The organism is Cellulomonas oligotrophica (assembly GCF_013409875.1).
In the GTDB taxonomy this organism is placed as follows: domain Bacteria; phylum Actinomycetota; class Actinomycetes; order Actinomycetales; family Cellulomonadaceae; genus Cellulomonas; species Cellulomonas oligotrophica.
Genome location: NZ_JACCBK010000001.1, coordinates 2,215,189 through 2,233,224, shown reverse-complemented (window position 1 = coordinate 2,233,224; position 18,036 = coordinate 2,215,189). Strand labels below are relative to the sequence as shown.

The window sequence follows — 18,036 nt, the reverse complement described above, 5'->3', positions numbered from 1 at the left end:
GCGTCAGCCGACGCCGATCGCCTCCAGCCACTCCTCGGGCAGCATCGCGTAGCCGACGAACGCCACCACGTCGAGCGCGGTGTGCGCGACCACCAGCGGCATCACGCGTCGTCGGCGCACGTAGTGCAGCGAGAAGACGACGCCCATCACCACGTTCCCGACGAACGGCCCCCACCCCTGGTACAGGTGGTAGGAGCCGCGCAGCAGGGCGCTCGCGGCGACGACCAGGGGCGTGCTCCAGCGCAGCTCGCGCAGGCGCTCCATGAGGTACCCGACCGCCACGACCTCCTCGAGCAGCGCGTTCTGCAGCGCCGAGAGGATCAGCACGGGCACGGTCCACCACGCGGCGTTCAGCGCGGCGGCCTGCACCTCGACGGTGATGCCCAGCGCCCGCCCGGCCACGTACAGGCCGAGCCCGGGGATCCCGATGACTGCGGCGAGCCCCAGGCCGACACCGAGGTCGCGCAGCGGGCGTGCGCCGTCGAGCCCGATCCGGCGCACCGCCGAGCGGCCGTGGGACGAGAGCAGGTACAGCGCGAGGGCCACGGGGACGAGGGCGAACCCGATGGACAGCAGCTGGTACGTCAGGTCGAGCCACGGCCGGGGCGAGCGGCTGGCGTTGAGGGTGGTGGTCTGGTCGGCGAGCGCGGGGCCCGCGGTGAGCGCGGCGAGCAGCGAGACGACGGCGTACACCGCCGACTTCCCGAGCGAGAGGCCCAGCACGATCCAGATCTCGGCGGTCAGCCGGCGGCGGACCGCGGCCTGGTCGGGGGCGGGTGCCCGCTCGGGGCGCCCGGGTGCGTCGACGTCCGGCCGGCTCTCCACGTCGGCAGCGTACGGCGCCGTGCTGGGAGCGGGCTGCGCGGGCCCGGGTGCGCGGGCCTTGACGCCAGGCCGCGGTTGGAGCAAAGTACTTTGCGTGACAAAGTCGCTGCCCGATCAGCCCACCCCCGACGCCCCCGAGGACGACGAGCCGCTCGACCTGCGCGCCGGCCTCGCGATCGTCGACGCCCAGCGGCGCGCGGTCCGCAACGCCACCGTCGACGACCGCCTGCTCTTCGCCGTCTGGGGCGCCGCCTGGGTCGTCGGGTACGGCGCCCGCTGGTGGGGCGCCACGCAGGACCCCGGCGGCCCCGGCGAGGGCGTCGCCGCGGCGGTCTTCGGCGTCTGCGTCGTCACCGCCCTCGTCGTCACGCTCGTCCACGTCCTGCGCGCCACCCGCGGCGTGCGCGGCGTCAGCCGGTCCACCGGGGCCATGTACGGGTGGGCCTGGTGCCTCGGGTTCGCCGCCCAGGGCACCATCGTCGGCGGCCTCGCGCGCGCCGGCGCCGACGACGTCGTGATCACCACCGCCGCCAACGGCATCGCGCTGCTCGTCGTCGGCCTGCTCTACCTCGCCGGCGGCGCGCTCTGGCAGGAGAAGCCCCTCTACGCCCTCGGCGCCTGGATCCTCGTGATGACGGTCGTCACCAGCCTCGTCGGCCTGCCCGCCGGGCACCTCGTCATGGCCGCCGGCGGCGGTGGTGGTCTGCTCGTCGGCGCCCTCGTGGCCACCTGGCGGCGGCGCACCGCATGACCGAGGCCGAGCTCGACCCCGTCATCCACTCCGCCTCCCGCCTGCGGGTCGTCGCGACGCTCGCCGCGCTCGGCGTCGGCGACTCCATCGCCTTCCCCCGGCTGCAGAAGCTCCTCGGCATGACGGCCGGCAACCTCTCCACCCACCTGCGACGCCTCGAGCAGGCCGGCTACGTCACCCAGACCAAGACCCACGAGGGGCGCACCCCCGCCACCTACGTCGAGCTGACCACCGCCGGGCGCCACGCGTTCGAGCGGTACACCCAGACCCTCACCGCGCTGCTCAAGGGAGCCCAGCCATGACCGCACCCCCCGTCGCCGACCACCCGCCCGTCCTCGTCGAGCACGCCACCCGGCGGTTCGGGGACGTCGTCGCGCTCGACGACGTCAGCCTGCGCGTCGACACCGGCGAGATCGTCGGGCTGCTCGGCCCCAACGGCGCCGGCAAGACCACCCTGCTCTCCCTGCTGTCGGGGCTGCGCCGCCCCGACAGCGGCGTCGTCCGGCTCTTCGGCGGCGACCCCCGCGACCCCGCGTCGCGCACCCGCCTCGGCACCACGCCGCAGGACACCGGGCTGCCCGAGACCCTCAAGGTCCGCGAGGTCGTCGACTTCGTCGCCGGCCACTACGCCACCCCGATGCCCGCCGCGGAGGTGCTCGAGCGCTTCGGCATCGCCGACCTCGCCGACCGGCAGACCGGCGGCCTGTCCGGCGGCCAGCGCCGACGCCTCGCCGTCGCGCTGTCCCTCGTCGGCCGGCCCGGCCTCGTGCTGCTCGACGAGCCCACCACGGGCCTCGACGTCGAGGCCCGCCACGTCCTGTGGCAGGCCCTGCGCGACTACCACGCCGACGGCGCCACCGTCATCGTCACGAGCCACTACCTCGAGGAGATCGAGGCCCTCGCCGAGCGCGTCGTCGTCGTCGGGCAGGGCCGCGTGCTCGCCGACGACACCCTCGACGCCGTCGTCGACCTCGTCACCGTCCGCCGCGTCACCCTCACCGTCCCCGACGAGACCGCCGTGCCCGGGACCGCCCGGGCGGCCGCGGCCGGTGACGACCCCGCCCTGCGGGCACGGCTCGGCACGCTCCCCGGCGTCCAGGACGTGCTCCCCGCCGGCCCCGGCCGCGGCGGCAGCCGCTGGACGCTGCTCGCCTCCGACGCCGACGACGCCGTCCGCGCGCTCGTGGCCCACGACCTGCCGTTCCGCGACCTCGAGGTCCGCGGCGCGTCCCTCGAGGAGGCGTTCCTCGCCCTGACGGCCCGCACCGACCCCGCCCCGGGGACCCCCGCCGAGGAGGCGCACCGATGACCACCGCCCACGCCCCGCGCACCGCGCTCCGGCCCGCCTGGTCGCTGACCTGGCTGCACACCCGCTACCAGTTCCTCGAGACCACCCGGGTCCCCATCGCCGTCCTCGGCAACATGCTCTTCCCCGGCCTGGCGCTGCTGTTCTTCATCGTCCCGCAGAGCGCCGTCGCCGACGACCCCGTCGCCGCCACCGCGGCCGTCGCCCAGCTCGGCACCTTCGCCATCATGTCGGCCTGCATGTTCACGCACGGCGCCGGCGTCGCGGAGGACCGCGCCAAGCCGTTCGACACCTACGTGCGCACCCTGCCCGCCCGCCCCGCGCCGCGCCTCGCGGGGCGCGTCCTCAACGGGCTGCTCTGGGCGTACCTGTCGCTCGTGCCGCTCGTGCTCGCCGGCGTCCTGCTCACCGCCGCCACGCTCAGCCCCCTGCAGGTGCTCGGCGCTGTCGCGATGGTCGTCGGCGTCGCCGTGCCGTTCACCCTGCTGGGCCTGGCCATCGGGTACGGGCTCTCGGTCAAGGCCGCGCTCGCGGTCGTGCAGGCCACGCTCTTCCCGCTGGCGTTCGCCGGGGGCCTGTTCATGCCGCCCCAGTTCTTCCCCGGCTGGCTCGACGCGGTCTCGCAGTGGCTGCCGTCGCGCGCGGCCCGCGACCTGGTCGTCCAGGTGACGACCGGCGAGCCGGCAGGGGCCCTGGCGCTGCCGGTCCTGATCGGCTGGACGCTGGCGTTCGCGGCCCTGGCGACCTGGGCCCTCCGCAACGACGAGGGCCGCCGCTTCCACTAGCCCTCCCCGCCCGCCACCGTCCCGCCCGCCACCGTCCCGCCCGCCACCGTCCCGCCCCGGTCACCATCCGCCGCCGACCCCGTCATCGATGACGTCCAGACGCCCTGGTGCGCGACGGATGACGGGCTCGGCGGGATCGGGACGGACGGCGACCCCGTCATCGGTGGTGGTCGCCCGGGTGTGGGCGGCACCGATGACGGGGTCGGCGGAGACGGGGGTGGGGTCAGGTGAAGCGGCGGAGGCGGAGGGAGTTCGTCACCACCAGGACCGACGAGAAGGCCATCGCCGCGCCCGCGATCATCGGGTTCAGCAGGCCCAGGGCGGCCAGGGGGATCGCCGCCACGTTGTAGGCGAACGCCCAGAACAGGTTCTGCCGGATCACGCGCAGCGTGCGCCGCGCCAGCCGGATCGCCTGCGGCGCCGCCGCCAGGTCGCCGCGCACCAGCGTGAGGTCCGCGGCCTCGATGGCGACGTCCGTCCCCGTGCCCATCGCGAGCCCGAGGTCGGCGGTCGCCAGGGCGGCCGCGTCGTTGACGCCGTCGCCGACCATCGCGACGCGTGCGCCGGACGCCTGCAGCCGCTCCACGTGCGCGACCTTGTCGGCCGGGAGCACCTGCGCGAGCACGTCCTCGTCGGCGATCCCGACGGCACGGGCCGCCGCGAGCGCCGCACCGCGGTTGTCGCCGGTCAGCAGCACCGGGCGCAGGCCCAGCGACCGCAGCTCGGCCACCGCGGCGGCCGACGTCGGCTTGACGGGGTCGCGCAGCACGAGCACGCCGCGGGCCCTGCCGTCCCACGCCGCGACGACCGCGGTCGCGCCGTCGTGCTCCGCGGCGTCCACGGCGGCGGTGACCGTCGCGACGTCGACGCCCTGGTCGGCGAGCCAGCCCGCCCGGCCGACGAGCACCCGACGGGCCAGGCCGACGCCGGAGTGCGCGGTCCGCACCACGCCGCTCACGCCGTGCCCGGCGTCGGCGCGGAACTCCCGCACCTCGTCGGACCCGACGGGCACGCCGTCCGCACCGGTCGCCACGGGCTCGGGCGCGGTCCGGCGCTCGGCCGCGGCGGCCGCCACGGCGCGGGCGACGGGGTGCTCGGCGAGCGCCTCGACGGCCCCCGCCAGCTGCAGCACCTGTGCGGCGTCCTCCCCGGGGGCGGGGACGACGTCGACGAGCGCCATGCGCCCCTGCGTGACCGTGCCCGTCTTGTCGAGCACGACGGTGTCGACGCGGCGCGTCTCCTCGAGGATCTCCGGGCCCTTGATGAGCACGCCGAGCTGTGCGCCGCGCCCCGTGCCGACGAGCAGCGCCGTGGGCGTCGCCAGCCCGAGCGCGCACGGGCACGCGATGATCAGCACCGCGACGGCGGCGGTGAACGCCGCCTGGACGCCGCCGCCGGCGAGCAGCCACACGACCAGCGTGCCGACGGCGAGCACCAGCACGACCGGCACGAAGACGGCCGAGATGCGGTCCGCGAGCCGCTGCACGGGCGCCTTGCCCGTCTGGGCGCGGGACACGAGCCGGCCGATCTGCGCGAGCCGGGTCTCCTCGCCCACGCGGGTGGCGCGCACGACGAGGTGCCCGGACGTGCTCACGGTCGCGCCCGTGACCTCGTCGCCGGGGCCGACGTCGACGGGGACGGGCTCCCCGGTGAGGAGCGAGGTGTCGACGGCGCTGCTGCCCTCGACGACGACGCCGTCGGTGGCGACCTTCTCGCCCGGGCGCACCGCGAACAGGTCGCCCACGGCGAGCGCGCCGACGGGGACGCGCTGCTCGACGCGCCGGCCGTCGGGGCCGGTGACGATCTGCGCCACGTCCTTGGCGCCGAGGTCGAGCAGGGCCCGCAGGGCGTCCCCCGCCCGGCGGCGCGAGCGGTGCTCGGCGTAGCGGCCGAGCAGCAGGAACGTCACGACGACGGCCGCGACCTCGAAGTACAGCTCCGGCATCGACGTGCCGTGCCCCGCCCCCGCGGCGGGGAACAGCGTCGGGGTCATGCGCATGCCGAGCATGCCCGCGCCGCCGAGCAGCAGGGCCCACAGCGACCAGCCGGTCGCCGCGACGACGCCGATCGACACGAGGGTGTCCATGGTCGACGCCCCGTGCCGGGCCGCACGCGCGGCCGCCCGGTGGAACGGCCACGCGGCCCAGGTGACGACGGGCAGCGCGAGCGCCGCGACGAGCCACTGCCAGCCCGTGAACTGCGTGGCCGGGACCATGCTGAGCACGACGACGGGCGGCGTGAGGACCGCGGCGACGCGCAGGCGGCGGCGCAGGTCGGCCCCGCGGGCGTCGACGGGCGAGGACGTGTCGTCCTCCGCGGGGGCGTCGGTGAGGCTGCCCGTGTCGGTGTGGTCGTGCGCGCCGTGCGCGTGCGTCGCCGGTGCGTCTGCGTCGGTGGCGTGGGCCCCGCCGTGGGCCCCGTGGTGCTGCTCGTCGGCGGGCGCGGCCGGCACCGGGGTGCTCGTGGCGCGCGCCTCGTACCCGGCTGCGCGGACGGCGGCGAGCAGGTCGTCGACGCTCGCGAGCGTGCCCTCCTCGGCGGGGCGCAGCTCGACGTGGGCGCTCTCGAGCGCCAGGTTGACGGTCGCGCTCGCCCCCGGGACGCGGTTGAGCCGCTTCTCGACGCGGGCCACGCACGACGCGCAGGTCATGCCCTCGACGGCCAGGTCGACGGTCGCGACCTGCGGGTCCGTCGCGCCGTGCGGCGCCGGGGCGGTCACAGGAGCGACCTCGGCGGGGTCACGGCGTACCCGGCCTCGGCGACGGCGGCGCTGACGGCGGCGTCGTCGAGGGGGCCCTGGGACGTGACCGTGACGGGCGAGGCCCCGCCGGTGACGAGCTCGACCTGGACGTCCTCGACGCCGGGCAGGGCGGTGAGCTCCTCGGTGACCGAGCTGACGCAGTGGCCGCAGGTCATGCCGTCGACGCGGAAGGTGGTGGTGTGGCTCATGGTGGCTCCTCGGTGGGTGGTGGTGGTCAGCTGCGGACGAGGCGGGCGATGGCGGCGGAGGCCTCGCGGACCTTCTCGGCGCCGTCCTCGGGCGAGCGGCGGGCGGCGTCGACGACGCAGTGGCCGAGGTGGTCCTCGACCAGGCCGATGCTCACGGCCTGCAGCGCCTTGGTGACGGCGGCGACCTGCGTGAGCACGTCGATGCAGTAGACGTCCTCCTCGACCATGCGCGCGATGCCGCGCACCTGGCCCTCGACGCGGCGCAGCCGACGCAGGTACTCGTCCTTGGCGGACGTGTACCCGTGCGGGCCGGCGTGGGCGTCGTGCTCGTCGGCGGTCGGCGGGGTCGGCTCGTCCGTGCTCATGGCCCGAACATACCCCCGGGGGGTATCCGGTGCAAGCGTGCGGACGGTCCCGTGCCGGCGCCGCCCGCGGCACGGGAGAATCGGCGCATGCGGGTCTCGGCGAAGGCGGACTATGCGGTGCGTGCGTGCGCCGAGCTGGCGGCACGGACCGACGGGGAGTCGGTGCCCACCGACCTCCTCGCGTCCGGGCAGGGGATCCCCGTGAGCTTCCTCGAGCGGATCATGGGCGACCTGCGCCGCGCGGGGGTCGTGGCGAGCGTCCGGGGCCGCTCGGGCGGCTACCGCCTCGCGCGCCCGGCGGCGGAGACGACCCTGGCCGACGTCATCCGCGCCGTCGACGGCCCGCTGGTCACGGTGCGGGACGAGCGGCCGCCGAGCCTGACCTACGACGGGTCGGCCGCGGCGCTGCTGGAGGTGTGGGTCGCGCTGCGCGCCTCCGTCCGCGACGTCCTCGACGTCGTGACGCTCGCGGACCTGGTCGCGGGGCGGCTGCCGGCCTCGGTGCACGACCTGGCCGCGCGCGCCGACGCGTGGGAGAACGCCTGACGCACCCGGTCGCGCCGCCGCCCGCCGGCGATGCCCGCCCGGCCGTCGTCACCCCGGACGCATGTCCGACTCATGAGACGCGTCTCAGCAGATGACACGCGTCTTGTAAATCGACTAAGCAGGTCGGAATTATCGTCGGCACAAGCTGGCCGACCGCGTGCCCCGCACGCCCGACCGACGCACGGACCCGCCGCGCGTCATCCCGAGGTGGTCCACCGTGCCCTCCCTGATCCTCCTGGCCCTCGTCGGCCTCGCCGCCCAGCTCGTGGACGGCGCCCTCGGCATGGCCTACGGCGTGACGTCCACGACGCTGCTGCTCGCCGTCGGCACCAACCCGGCGGCCGCGTCGGCGACGGTGCACCTCGCCGAGATCGGCACCACGCTCGCGTCCGGCGCCGCGCACTGGCGGTTCGGCAACGTCGACTGGAAGGTCGTCCTGCGCGTCGGCGTGCCCGGCGCCATCGGCGCGTTCGTCGGCGCCACCTTCCTCACCGGGCTGTCCACCGAGCAGGCCGGCCCCGTCATGTCGCTGGTCCTGCTCGGCCTCGGCATCTACCTGCTGGCCCGGTTCACGTTCAAGGGCCTGCGGACCGACCGGCTGCACCTGCCGCTGCGCAAGCGGTTCCTCGCACCCCTCGGGCTCGTCGCCGGGTTCGTCGACGCGACCGGCGGCGGCGGCTGGGGGCCGGTGGGCACGCCCGCGCTGCTCGCGTCCGGTCGGCTGGAGCCGCGGAAGGTCGTCGGGTCGATCGACACGTCCGAGTTCCTCGTCGCGGTCGCGGCCAGCGTCGGCTTCCTGCTGGCGCTCGGCTCGGCGGGCATCAACATGGCGTGGGCGCTCGCGCTCCTCGTCGGCGGGCTCATCGCCGCCCCGATCGCCGCCTGGCTCGTGCGGCACGTGCCCGGGCGCGTGCTCGGGTCCGCGGTCGGCGGCGTCATCGTGCTCGTCAACACCCGCACGCTGCTGCGCTCCGACTGGATCGGCCTCAAGGACACCCCGCAGGAGGCGACGACGCTCGCGGTGATCGCGCTCGTCTGGGTCGCCGCCGTCACGTGGTCCGTGCGGGCCTACCGCGCCGACCTGCAGGCCGCCCGCACGGCCGACGACGCGCCGACCGCCGCCGCGGCGGGGGAGACGGACGACGCGGAGGCCGGCGCGGCGACGACCGGCGTGCCGGCAGGGACCGCCGGGGGGTCGACGACGGGGGCGTGAGCCGACCGACCGGCGCGGGGCGTGCGAGGCCCCGCACCACCCGTGCCGCCCCGATCGACAGGGGCGGGCGGCACGGACGACGGGGCCCGCGGTGCGTGAGCACCACGGGCCCCGTCGGCGTCCGTGCCCGGGTCCCGGGCCGCACCAGGCGGCCCGGGACGGGCGTCAGCGCTGCTCGTCCGGCGCGCCGGCCCCCGTCGGCGGCCACTGCCACGCGGTGCGCGGCTCGGGGGACTCCGACGGCGCCGGCCACGGGGTGCCGGGCTGGGCGTCCTCGGCGGGTGCCTCGTCGGGCTCGTCGGGCACGTCGGGCACGAGCTCGATGCGGACGGGCTCCATCACGGTCGTCGTCTCGGCCGACGACGCCTCCTCGTTCCACGCGGTGGGGGGTGCCGGCTCCGGCTCCGCCTCCGGCGCCGGGGCCGACGGCCGTGCGAAGAACGCGGCCGCGGCCGGGACCTCGCGGTGCTCGGGCACCGCGGGGGCCTCGACCTCCGAGGGGCCGTCGACCTGCTCGTCCTCCGTGGTGCCGTGCGACGTGCCGTGCGCAGCGCCGTCCGCCGTGCTGGCGGCGTCCGGCGCGTCACCGGCGTCACCTGCGTCGACGCTCGTCGGCGCCTCGTCGGACGTGCCCTCCGGGACGTCGGCGTCCGTGCCCTCGGCGTCGTCGGCCCCGGTGGCCAGGCCGGGGACGGCGATGGTCGTCGGGTGCTCGCCCTCGGGCGCCTCGGCCGCGGCGGCGGCGCGCGCGGCCGCGGGCAGGGCCTCGATCACGCGGTCGAGGGCGGCCTCGTCGTGCGACGCCGAGACGAACCACGCCTCGAACGCCGACGGCGGCGCCGAGACGCCCGCCTCGAGCAGCGCGTGGAAGAAGGGCGCGTACCGCCAGTGCTCGGAGGCCTGCACGGAGGCGTAGTCGCGGGCGCCGCGGGTGGCGGCCTCCTCGCCGAAGACGACGGAGAACAGGCTCCCGGCCCACTGGACGGCGTGCGGCACGCCGGCCTCGGCCAGCGCACCGGTCAGCGCGCGGCGCAGGTGCGCGGCGGCCGCGTCGACGTGCACGTACACGTCCGTGTCGGCGGCGCGCAGCGTCGCCAGGCCCGCGGCGGTCGCGACGGGGTTCCCCGACAGCGTGCCCGCCTGGTAGACGGGCCCGCGCGGCGCGAGCAGGTCCATGACCTCGGCGCGTCCGGCGACCGCGGCGACGGGCAGCCCGCCGCCGATCACCTTGCCGAAGGTCAGCAGGTCCGGCGCCCAGTCCTCGACCCGGCCCTCCAGCCCCCACCAGCCGGCGGGGCCCACGCGGAACCCGGTCATCACCTCGTCCTGCACGAGCAGCGCGCCGTGCCGGCGGGTGATCTCGCGCAGCGCCCTGTTGAAGCCGGGCAGCGGCGGCACGACGCCCATGTTCGCGGGCGCCGCCTCGGTGATCAGCGCGGCGATCCGGTCGCCGTGCTCGGCGAACGCGGCCTCGACCGCGGCCAGGTCGTTGTAGGGCAGCACGATCGTCTCGGCGGCCTGCGCCGCGGTGACGCCCGCGGAGCCGGGCATCCCGAACGTGGCCAGGCCCGAGCCGGCCTGCGCGAGCAGCGCGTCGACGTGGCCGTGGTAGCAGCCCGCGAACTTCACGACGAGGTCGCGGCCCGTCGCCCCGCGCGCCAGGCGCAGCGCGGTCATCACGGCCTCGGTGCCCGTCGAGACCAGGCGCACGCGCTCGGCCGCGGCCACCCGGGCACGGATCTCGTCGACGAGCTCGACCTCGGTCGTCGTCGGAGCGCCGAACCCGAGGCCACGGGCGGCCGCCTCCTGCACGGCCGCGACGACCGCGGGGTGCGCGTGGCCCAGGAGCGCCGGGCCCCAGGACCCGACCAGGTCGACGTACTCGCGCCCGTCGACGTCACGGACGAAGGGTCCCTGCGCCGAGGCGATGAACCGGGGTGTGCCGCCGACCGCGCCGAACGCGCGCACCGGGGAGTTCACCCCGCCGGGGATGACCTCCTCCGCGTGCGCGAACGCCGCGGCGCTCGTCGACGACCAGGTCGTCGCGTCGGTCTCGGTCTGCGTCATCGTCGCTCCTCCACGAGCCATGCGGCCAGCTCGGTGGCCCAGTAGGTCAGCACAACATCGGCACCTGCACGTCGGATGCTGAGGACCGACTCGGTGACTGCACCCCGTCGGTCGATCCACCCCTGTGCGGCGGCGGCCTCGATCATGGCGTACTCACCGGACACCTGGTAGGCGAACACGGGCACGGACGACGTCGCGGCGACGTCCGCGAGCACGTCCAGGTACGACATCGCGGGCTTCACCATGACCACGTCCGCACCCTCGGCCACGTCCGCCGCGACCTCGCGGGCGGCCTCCCGCCGGTTCGCCGGGTCCATCTGGTACGTGCGCCGGTCGCCGTGCAGCTGCGACTCGACGGCCTCGCGGAACGGCCCGTAGAACGCCGACGCGTACTTCGCGGCGTAGGCGAGCAGCGCCACGTCGGTGCGCCCGGCGGCGTCCAGGGCGTCGCGCGTCGCGGCGACCTGCCCGTCCATCATGCCGCTGAGGCCGATCAGGTGGGCGCCAGCGTCGGCCTGCGCGAGGGCCATCGACGCGTACCGCTCGAGCGTCGCGTCGTTGTCGACCGCGCCGTGCGGGGTCAGCACGCCGCAGTGGCCGTGGTCGGTGAACTCGTCGAGGCACAGGTCGGCCTGCACGACGAGGGCGTCGCCCACCTCGGCGACCACGTCGGCGATCGCGACGTTGAGGACACCGTCGGGCGCGTCGGCCTGCGACCCGGTCGCGTCACGGTGCTCGGGCACGCCGAACAGCATGATCCCGCCGACGCCGGCCTGCGCGGCCTGCGCCGCGGCGCGCCGCAACGAGTCGCGGGTGTGCTGCAGCACGCCGGGCATGGACGACAGGGGACGCGGCTCGGTCAGGCCCTCGCGGACGAAGACGGGCAGCACGAGGTCGGCGGGGTCGACGCGGGTCTGCGCGACGAGCCGGCGCATCGCCGGGGACGTGCGCAGCCGGCGCAGCCGCGTGCGGCCCGGGACGGGCACGGGCCCGACCGGCACGGGGCCTGGGGCGTGGGTCACGGGTGCTCCTCGGAGGGGGTGGCGACGGAGACGAGCGCCGTGACGAGGCCCGCGAGCGACTGCTCGCGGGCGACGGCGTCGACGCGCAGCCCGCTGCGGCGGGCCTGGACGGCGGTGCTGGGGCCGATGACGACCACGAGGGTGCTGGCCGGCGGCGGGCCGAGGTGGTCCACGAGCGAGCGCACGCTCGACGCGGACGTCAGCAGCACGGCGCGGATCGTGCCGTCGGCCCACGCCGCGGCGACGTCGGCCGACGGCGGCTCGGCGGGCACCGTGCGGTAGGCCACGACGTCGTCGACCTGCCAGCCCGCGGCCGTCAGGCCGTCGGTGAGCGTGGGTGCGGCCAGGTCGCCGCGGGGGACGAGGACCCGGCCCGTGGTCGGAGTCGGCGCGGCGGGCCACGGTCCGCGGGTGAACGCGGCCCCTTCGGGCGGCTCCGGCGCGCGGGCGGTGCCGGGGGCGGGGAACGCCGCGACGAGGTCGGCGGCGGTCGACCGCACGGGCGGCACGAGCGTCACCGGGACGTCGAGGGCCTCCAGCGCGCGCCGCGTGCCGGGGCCCACCGCGGCCACCTGGGCGCCGCCGCGCCGCACGATCGCGGCCAGGGGCTCGTCCGCGTGGGCCGCGCGCTGCGCGAGCACCGCGACGGCGGCCTGGCTGGTCACGGCCAGCCACTCGTACCAGCCGGCGCCGAGGGCGAGCAGCGCGTCGTCCAGCGGCGTCGGGTCCTGCGCGGGCACCGTCCGCACCAGCGGCACGACGACGGGCACGGCCCCGACGGCCCCGAGCGCCACGACGGCAGGGCTGGCGGCCCCCCACCCGGCTCCCGCGCCGGCGGGCTCCGCGCCCGTGGTGCCGACCGGGCCCTCGGGCGCGGTCCGGGCGGTCGGGGCGTGAGCCACGTCCCCCTCGGCGGACGCCGGTGCGGGGGCGGACGCGGGGGTGGGGTGGGGGGTGAGGGCGTCGGCAGGGGGTTGCGGGACCAGGACGTGCCAGCCGGCGAGGGGGGCCGTCGGGGGCGTCACGACGACGCCCCGAGGGGGGCCAGGTCCGCGGCGCCGTCGTCGACGAGCTGCTGCGCGAGCGCGACCCCGAGGGCGTGCGCGGCCGAGTCGTCCGGTGCCGGGCCGGACGTGCTGCGACGCAGGACGCGTGTGCCGTCGGTCGCGCAGACCACGGCGTCCAGCACGAGCGTGCCGGCGTCGTCGAACCGGCCCCAGGCGCCGACGGGGGCCGCGCAGCCGGCCTCGAGGCGGGCGAGCACCGCGCGCTCGGCGACGACCGCGCGGCGGGTGGGGGCGTGGTCGAGCGTGCGCAGGGCCTGCGCGAGCGGGCTCGCGGCGTCCGCGTCGGCGGTGCGGACCTCGACGGCGAGGGCGCCCTGCCCCGGCGCGGGGGCCAGCAGGTCGGGGTCGAAGAGCTGGGTGACGGCGTCGAGCCGGCCGAGCCGGCCCAGCCCCGCGGCCGCGAGGACGACCGCGTCGAGGTCGCCGCGCGGGCCCGCGGCGGCCGCTCCCGCGTCCGGGGCGGGCGGGGCGTCGGACGCGGGCGTGACGACGAGCCCGCGCACCCGGCGCAGCCGCGTCTCGACGTTGCCGCGGACGTCGACCACGTCGAGGTCGGGCCGGGCGGCCCGCAGCTGTGCGGCCCGGCGCGGGGAGCCGGTGCCGACGCGGGCACCCGGCGGCAGCGTGGCGAGCGTGAGCCCGTCGCGCGCGCACAGCGCGTCCCGGGGGTCGGCGCGCGGGGGGACGGCGGCGACGGTCAGGCCGGGGGCGGGCTGCGTGGGCAGGTCCTTGAGGGAGTGCACGGCGACGTCGCAGCGGCCGGCCAGCAGCGCGTCGCGCAGCGCGGTGACGAAGACGCCGGTGCCGCCGAGGCTCGCGAGGGGCGCGGCGACGCGGTCGCCCTCGGTGCGCACGCGCACGGTCTCGACGTCGAGGTCGGCCAGCGCCGCGAGGGCGTCGGCGACGTGGCCGGTCTGCGTGAGGGCGAGGGTGCTCGCACGCGTGCCGACGCGGACGGTCTGGGGCATGGGGCCCAGTCTCTCCCGTCGCGCAGGATGGCGAAAATCCGACGTCCTGACGCGGTGTCAGGAAAGGCGCGGGCGCCGCCGCCGACGGGCGAACTGACAATCGGTCAGAAAAGCGTGCGCGCTGCGCGGGGCCCGTCCGGGAGAAATGTGATCCACGCCATTGTGCGCGTCATTCCGCGGCGGCGTCGACCGCTGCCGGCGCGAGCACCGACGCGGCCGCCGTGCGCGCGTCCGGCACCACCGACGCGAGCCCGTTGCCCGCCACCCACGCGCCGCACACCGCGACGCCCGGCATCGCGGACACCGCCGCGCGCACACGCGCCACGGCCCTCTGGTGCGCGGCGCTCGGCCGGGGCAGGGACTGGGTCCACCGCACCACCGCGTGCGCACGCAGGGCCTCGACGGGGATCGCCACCCCCAGCAGCCGCGACGCGTCGTGCAGCGCGGTCCGCACGGCGTCGGGCAGCGCGGCGTCCGTCGCGGTTGCTGACGGCGCGGGTGCGGACGACGACGCCGCGGGGGAGGACGGCGCCGGCACAGGGTCGCCGGCCCGGCCGTACGAGAGGCGGACCACGTGCCGGCCCGGCCCCGCGGCCTGCGCCAGCCACGCCCACTTGGCGGTCGCGTGCGTCAGCGCCTTGGCGCCCACGTCGTCCGCACCCGGGCCCACCAGCACCCCGGTGCCGCGCGGCGCCGCGTCCAGCGCGGGCAGGTCCAGCACCAGCGTGACCAGGCTCACCGGCATCCCGTCGTCGGTGACGACGCCGGCGAGGTCCTGCCCGTCGAGCCCGTCGAGCAGCCCGGGCACGGGTGCGGCGAGCACGAGGCGTGCCGTCCGCACGGACCGGTCGCCGCCCGGTGCGCCACCGGTGCGCGTGCTCTCCAGCCGCACCCGCAGCACGCCGTCGCCCTCGCGGCTCACGGCCGCGGCCCGGGTGCGCGGCAGCACCACCCCGCCGTGCGCGGTCACCTGCGTGACCAGCGCGTCCACCACCCGGTGCATGCCGCCGCGCAGCCCCTGCACGGCCGCACCCGCGGGGGCCCCCGCGCGCAGCGAGCCCACCGCACGGGCCAGGGAGCCGCGGCTGCGCGCCATCGCCGCGGTCAGGCCCGGGGCGGCGGAGTCGACCGTGACGTCGTCCGGGTCGGCGGCGTGCACCCCGCCGACCACCGGGTGCACGAGGCGGTCCACGACCGCGGACCCCATGCGGGCCCGCACCAGCGCCCCGAGGGTCGGTGCACCCGCGCCGACCCGTGCGGGCAGCACGAGGTCCAGGCACGCCCGCAGCGACGCGGCCAGGCCCAGCGTGCGCCGCACGTCCGGCGCCCACGGGCGGGCCGGCACGCCCAGCAGGCCGGTCCGCGGCAGCGGTCCGTCACGGTCCGTCAGGTGCACCCACGAGCCCCGCGGCTCGGGGGCGACCACGTCGTCCGCGAGCCCCAGCTCGTCGAGCAGGGGCGCGACGGTACCGCCCCGGGTCGCGTACGACTCCGCGCCGGCGTCCAGCCGCAGGCCGTCGACCACGTGTGCGCGCACCGCGCCCCCGGGGGCGTCCCGCGCGTCGAGCACCAGCGTGCGCAGCCCGGCGCGCGCGAGGTCTCGGGCCGCGACGAGCCCGCCGACGCCGGCGCCCACGACGACCGCGTCCCAGGTGGCGTCGACGACCGCCTCCGACCCGTCCGCGCCCACGGTCGCGCTCAGAGCTCGTGCGCGAGCGCCACGAGGCGGGTCAGCACGTCGGGGTCGGTCTCGGGCGGCACGCCGTGCCCGAGGTTCAGCACGTGCGAGGGCGCCGACCGGCCCCGCTCGAGGATGTCGCGCACGTGCGCCTCCAGCACCGGCCAGGGCGCGCCGAGCAGCGCGGGGTCCACGTTGCCCTGCAGCGGCGTCGCACCGCCCAGGCGTGCGGACGCCTCGTCCAGCGGCACGCGGTAGTCGACGCCCACGACGTCCGCACCGGCGTCGCGCATCGCCACCAGCAGCTCGCCGGTGCCCACACCGAAGTGCACGACCGGCACGCCCAGGGCGCGCACCCCGGCCAGGACCTGCGACGACGCGGGCGCGCAGCCGCGCACGTAGTCGGCCTTCGAGAGCGCCCCGGCCCACGAGTCGAACAGCTGCGCCGCGCTCGCGCCCGCGCGGACCTGCGCCCGGAGGAACGCGCCGCTGACCTCGGCGGTCCACGCCATGAGCGCGTCCCAGGCCGCGGGGTCGGCATGCATGAGGCGGCGGGCGGCGAGGTGGTCGCGCGACGGGCCGCCCTCGACGAGGTACGCGGCCAGCGTGAACGGCGCCCCGGCGAACCCGATCAGGGGGGTGCTGCCGAGGGCCGCGACGGTCCGTGCCACGCCCGCTGCGACGGGTGCGAGCCGCTCGTCGTCGAGCGGGCCGAGGTCGCGCAGGCGCTGCACGTCGTCGAGCGTGCGCACGGGCGTGCCGAACACGGGGCCGACGCCGGGCTTGATGTCGACGTCCACGCCCACCAGCCGCAGGGGCACGACGATGTCGGAGAAGAAGATCGCCGCGTCCACGTCGTGACGGCGCACGGGCTGCAGCGTGATCTCGGACGCCAGCTCCGGGTCGAGGCACGAGTCGAGCATCGCGACCCCCGCGCGCGAGGCCCGGTACTCCGGCAGCGACCGGCCCGCCTGTCGCATGAACCACACCGGCTGGCGGTCCGGACGGGTGCCGGAATAGGCCGTCACCAGTGCTGAGGCGGAAGTGCGGCCGTCGACGAGCGGGTGCTGGGCGGGAAGCGTCACCGGACGATTGTGCCGGACATTTCCAGGGATGATTCAATCGGCCCCGTGGTGCTGCTGTCCCTCGTCGCCAGCCATCACGATCTCGACCTGACGGTGCTGGAGCGTCTGCAGACGGACGTGCACGCCGTCGGCCGTGAGCTCGTGGGCGCGACCTCCCCCGTGGCCGGTGCCGTCGTCCTTGCGACGTGCAACCGGTTCGAGCTGTACCTGGACGTCGACGACGCCGACCGGGCCCCCCTCGCGCGGGCCGCCGTGGCCGAGGCGATCGCGTCGCGCTCGGGGTACGCGCCGGACGAGGTCGGCGGGCACCTGCACCCCCTGCTGGGCACCGACGTCAGCGCGCACCTGTTCTCCGTCGCGTCGGGGCTCGAGTCGATGGTCGTGGGCGAGCGCGAGATCGCGGGCCAGGTGCGGCGCGCCCTGACCACCGCCCGGCGGGACGGCACAACGACGTCCGCGCTCGAGGCGCTCTTCCAGGCGGCGTCGCGCGCCTCCCGCGCGGTCGAGACCGGGACGGGCCTCGGTGGCACCGGGCGCTCGGTCGTCGGCGTCGCGCTCGACCTCGCCGAGCGCACCCTGCCGTCGCGCGACGGCCGTCCCGACTGGTGCGGCACCCGCACCGTGCTCATCGGCACCGGCTCCTACGCCGGCGCGAGCCTGGCCGCGCTGCGGGCCCGCGGCGTGCAGGACGTGCTCGTGCACTCCCCGAGCGGCCGGGCCGCGGCCTTCGCCAGCGCGCGCGGCGCCCGGGCGCTGCCCTCCGGCGACGACCTGCTGGCCGAGGTCGCCCGGGCCGACCTGGTGGTCGCGTGCAGCGGGGCGGCCGGGGCCGTGCTCGGCGTGGAGGCGCTCGCCGCCGCGCGGCCGGCCGGTGCGCAGCCGCTGACCGTGGTCGACCTGGCGCTGCGGCACGACGTGGACCCCGGGGTGCGGACCCTGCCGGGCGTCGCCCTCGTCTCGCTGCAGACGGTCGCCGACCACGCCCCGGCCGAGCACGCCGCCCTGGAGCATGCGCGCGAGCTCGTCGACGCCGCGGCGCGGGACTTCGAGGCGGACCGGCGCGTGCGCGAGTGGAACCCTGCGGTCGTCGCCGAGCGGGCCCGGGTGCTCGGGGCGCTCGAGCGGTCGTTGGCCGCGGTGCCCGACGAGGTCCGCGACGAGCGGGTGGAGCGGTCGTTGCGGCGCCGCACGCGGACCGCGCTGCACGCGCCCACCGTGGCCGCGCGCGAGGCCGCTCGCGCCGGCGACGCGGCCGCCTACGCGCAGGCCCTGGCGGCCCTCGCGGCGGTCGAGCACCCCCCGGTCCCCGCCTCCGCCTGACTCCTCGGTCCGACGCCCACCGCCCGACCCCCGGTCGCGGCCGCGAGGGCCACGGGAGGTCGTCCGGACGCGGGTGCGATCGAGCGGCA

At 77.4% G+C, this 18,036-nt stretch carries 16 protein-coding genes and 1 pseudogene; 7 read left to right on the top strand and 10 right to left on the bottom strand.

The window, feature by feature from the left end; translation table 11 throughout:
* Positions 1 to 3: 3 nt before the first annotated feature.
* Complete coding sequence (locus tag BKA21_RS10070) at positions 4 to 825, bottom strand: CPBP family intramembrane glutamic endopeptidase (RefSeq protein WP_140458073.1); 822 nt, start codon at positions 823 to 825, stop codon at positions 4 to 6.
* 94 nt (positions 826 to 919) lie between these two features.
* Between BKA21_RS10070 and BKA21_RS10065 the strand changes: the two genes are divergently transcribed.
* From BKA21_RS10065 to BKA21_RS10050, 4 genes are read left to right on the top strand one after another with little or no spacing between them, the layout of a single operon-like run.
* Positions 920 to 1,576: a hypothetical protein gene (locus tag BKA21_RS10065; protein ID WP_239072868.1), complete on the top strand. Its 657-nt coding sequence runs from the start codon at positions 920 to 922 to the stop codon at positions 1,574 to 1,576.
* Entirely contained in the window at positions 1,573 to 1,878 is a 306-nt protein-coding gene (locus BKA21_RS10060; protein WP_140458072.1) for a transcriptional regulator, read from the top strand. Before BKA21_RS10065 ends, BKA21_RS10060 begins: the two co-directional genes overlap by 4 nt.
* Positions 1,875 to 2,885 (top strand): ABC transporter ATP-binding protein, encoded by a 1,011-nt coding sequence (locus BKA21_RS10055; RefSeq protein ID WP_140458071.1) that lies wholly within the window; start codon positions 1,875 to 1,877, stop codon positions 2,883 to 2,885. Before BKA21_RS10060 ends, BKA21_RS10055 begins: the two co-directional genes overlap by 4 nt.
* Positions 2,882 to 3,667: an ABC transporter permease gene (locus BKA21_RS10050; RefSeq protein ID WP_140458070.1), complete on the top strand. Its 786-nt coding sequence runs from the start codon at positions 2,882 to 2,884 to the stop codon at positions 3,665 to 3,667. The genes BKA21_RS10055 and BKA21_RS10050 overlap by 4 nt, the downstream gene beginning before the upstream one ends.
* 223 nt (positions 3,668 to 3,890) lie before the next feature.
* Here BKA21_RS10050 and BKA21_RS10045 read toward each other — a convergent pair whose 3' ends face one another.
* The 3 genes from BKA21_RS10045 to BKA21_RS10035 all read right to left on the bottom strand — a co-directional run bounded on the left by BKA21_RS10045 (position 3,891) and on the right by BKA21_RS10035 (position 6,981).
* On the bottom strand, positions 3,891 to 6,317 hold the full coding sequence (locus tag BKA21_RS10045) for a heavy metal translocating P-type ATPase (protein ID WP_140458449.1): 2,427 nt from the start codon (positions 6,315 to 6,317) through the stop codon (positions 3,891 to 3,893).
* 65 nt (positions 6,318 to 6,382) lie between these two features.
* Positions 6,383 to 6,616 (bottom strand): heavy-metal-associated domain-containing protein, encoded by a 234-nt coding sequence (locus BKA21_RS10040; RefSeq protein ID WP_140458069.1) that lies wholly within the window; start codon positions 6,614 to 6,616, stop codon positions 6,383 to 6,385.
* Positions 6,617 to 6,642: 26 nt separating this feature from the next.
* A complete protein-coding gene (locus tag BKA21_RS10035; protein ID WP_140458068.1) occupies positions 6,643 to 6,981 on the bottom strand; it encodes a metal-sensitive transcriptional regulator in 339 nt (112 codons plus the stop codon).
* A gap of 87 nt (positions 6,982 to 7,068) precedes the next feature.
* Here BKA21_RS10035 and BKA21_RS10030 point away from each other — a divergent pair, with 87 nt between their 5' ends.
* Both BKA21_RS10030 and BKA21_RS10025 read left to right on the top strand, forming a co-directional pair.
* Positions 7,069 to 7,527, top strand: coding sequence for an RrF2 family transcriptional regulator (locus tag BKA21_RS10030; RefSeq protein ID WP_140458067.1), 459 nt, complete (start codon positions 7,069 to 7,071; stop codon positions 7,525 to 7,527).
* Positions 7,528 to 7,744: 217 nt separating this feature from the next.
* Positions 7,745 to 8,740, top strand: a complete 996-nt coding sequence (locus BKA21_RS10025; RefSeq protein WP_140458066.1) for a sulfite exporter TauE/SafE family protein — start codon at positions 7,745 to 7,747, stop codon at positions 8,738 to 8,740.
* Positions 8,741 to 9,466: 726 nt separating this feature from the next.
* On the opposite strand, the pseudogene hemL reads toward BKA21_RS10025, so the two are convergent.
* The 6 genes and pseudogenes from hemL to hemE all read right to left on the bottom strand — a co-directional run.
* Positions 9,467 to 10,807, bottom strand: a pseudogene (gene hemL / locus BKA21_RS10020) (glutamate-1-semialdehyde 2,1-aminomutase); the annotation flags it as partial.
* Positions 10,804 to 11,829, bottom strand: coding sequence for a porphobilinogen synthase (gene hemB, locus BKA21_RS10015; protein WP_373308180.1), 1,026 nt, complete (start codon positions 11,827 to 11,829; stop codon positions 10,804 to 10,806). The pseudogene hemL and the gene hemB, both read right to left, overlap by 4 nt.
* Complete coding sequence (locus BKA21_RS10010) at positions 11,826 to 12,731, bottom strand: uroporphyrinogen-III synthase (RefSeq protein ID WP_179625349.1); 906 nt, start codon at positions 12,729 to 12,731, stop codon at positions 11,826 to 11,828. The genes hemB and BKA21_RS10010 overlap by 4 nt, the downstream gene beginning before the upstream one ends.
* A 119-nt stretch (positions 12,732 to 12,850) precedes the next feature.
* A complete protein-coding gene (gene hemC, locus BKA21_RS10005) occupies positions 12,851 to 13,864 on the bottom strand; it encodes a hydroxymethylbilane synthase (RefSeq protein ID WP_140458064.1) in 1,014 nt (337 codons plus the stop codon).
* A 169-nt stretch (positions 13,865 to 14,033) separates the two neighbouring features.
* Complete coding sequence (locus tag BKA21_RS10000; RefSeq protein WP_170208941.1) at positions 14,034 to 15,554, bottom strand: protoporphyrinogen/coproporphyrinogen oxidase; 1,521 nt, start codon at positions 15,552 to 15,554, stop codon at positions 14,034 to 14,036.
* Positions 15,555 to 15,562: 8 nt separating this feature from the next.
* The gene (hemE, locus tag BKA21_RS09995; RefSeq protein WP_140458063.1) at positions 15,563 to 16,627 is read right to left on the bottom strand and encodes a uroporphyrinogen decarboxylase; all 1,065 of its coding nucleotides are present in this window, start codon (positions 16,625 to 16,627) and stop codon (positions 15,563 to 15,565) included.
* Between the two features lie 45 nt (positions 16,628 to 16,672).
* Here hemE and BKA21_RS09990 point away from each other — a divergent pair, with 45 nt between their 5' ends.
* On the top strand, positions 16,673 to 17,947 hold the full coding sequence (locus BKA21_RS09990; protein WP_140458062.1) for a glutamyl-tRNA reductase: 1,275 nt from the start codon (positions 16,673 to 16,675) through the stop codon (positions 17,945 to 17,947).
* Positions 17,948 to 18,036 lie beyond the last annotated feature (89 nt).

Excerpts from the sequence above, each read along its gene's own strand:
- BKA21_RS10060 (WP_140458072.1), top strand. The coding sequence starts at position 1,573 with ATGACCGAGGCCGAGCTCGACCCCGTCATCCACTCCGCCTCCCGCCTG.
- BKA21_RS10055 (WP_140458071.1), top strand. The coding sequence starts at position 1,875 with ATGACCGCACCCCCCGTCGCCGACCACCCGCCCGTCCTCGTCGAGCAC.
- BKA21_RS10050 (WP_140458070.1), top strand. The coding sequence starts at position 2,882 with ATGACCACCGCCCACGCCCCGCGCACCGCGCTCCGGCCCGCCTGGTCG.
- BKA21_RS10045 (WP_140458449.1), bottom strand. The coding sequence starts at position 6,317 with ATGACCTGCGCGTCGTGCGTGGCCCGCGTCGAGAAGCGGCTCAACCGC.
- BKA21_RS10040 (WP_140458069.1), bottom strand. The coding sequence starts at position 6,616 with ATGAGCCACACCACCACCTTCCGCGTCGACGGCATGACCTGCGGCCAC.
- BKA21_RS10035 (WP_140458068.1), bottom strand. The coding sequence starts at position 6,981 with ATGAGCACGGACGAGCCGACCCCGCCGACCGCCGACGAGCACGACGCC.
- BKA21_RS10030 (WP_140458067.1), top strand. The coding sequence starts at position 7,069 with ATGCGGGTCTCGGCGAAGGCGGACTATGCGGTGCGTGCGTGCGCCGAG.
- hemC (WP_140458064.1), bottom strand. The coding sequence starts at position 13,864 with ATGCCCCAGACCGTCCGCGTCGGCACGCGTGCGAGCACCCTCGCCCTC.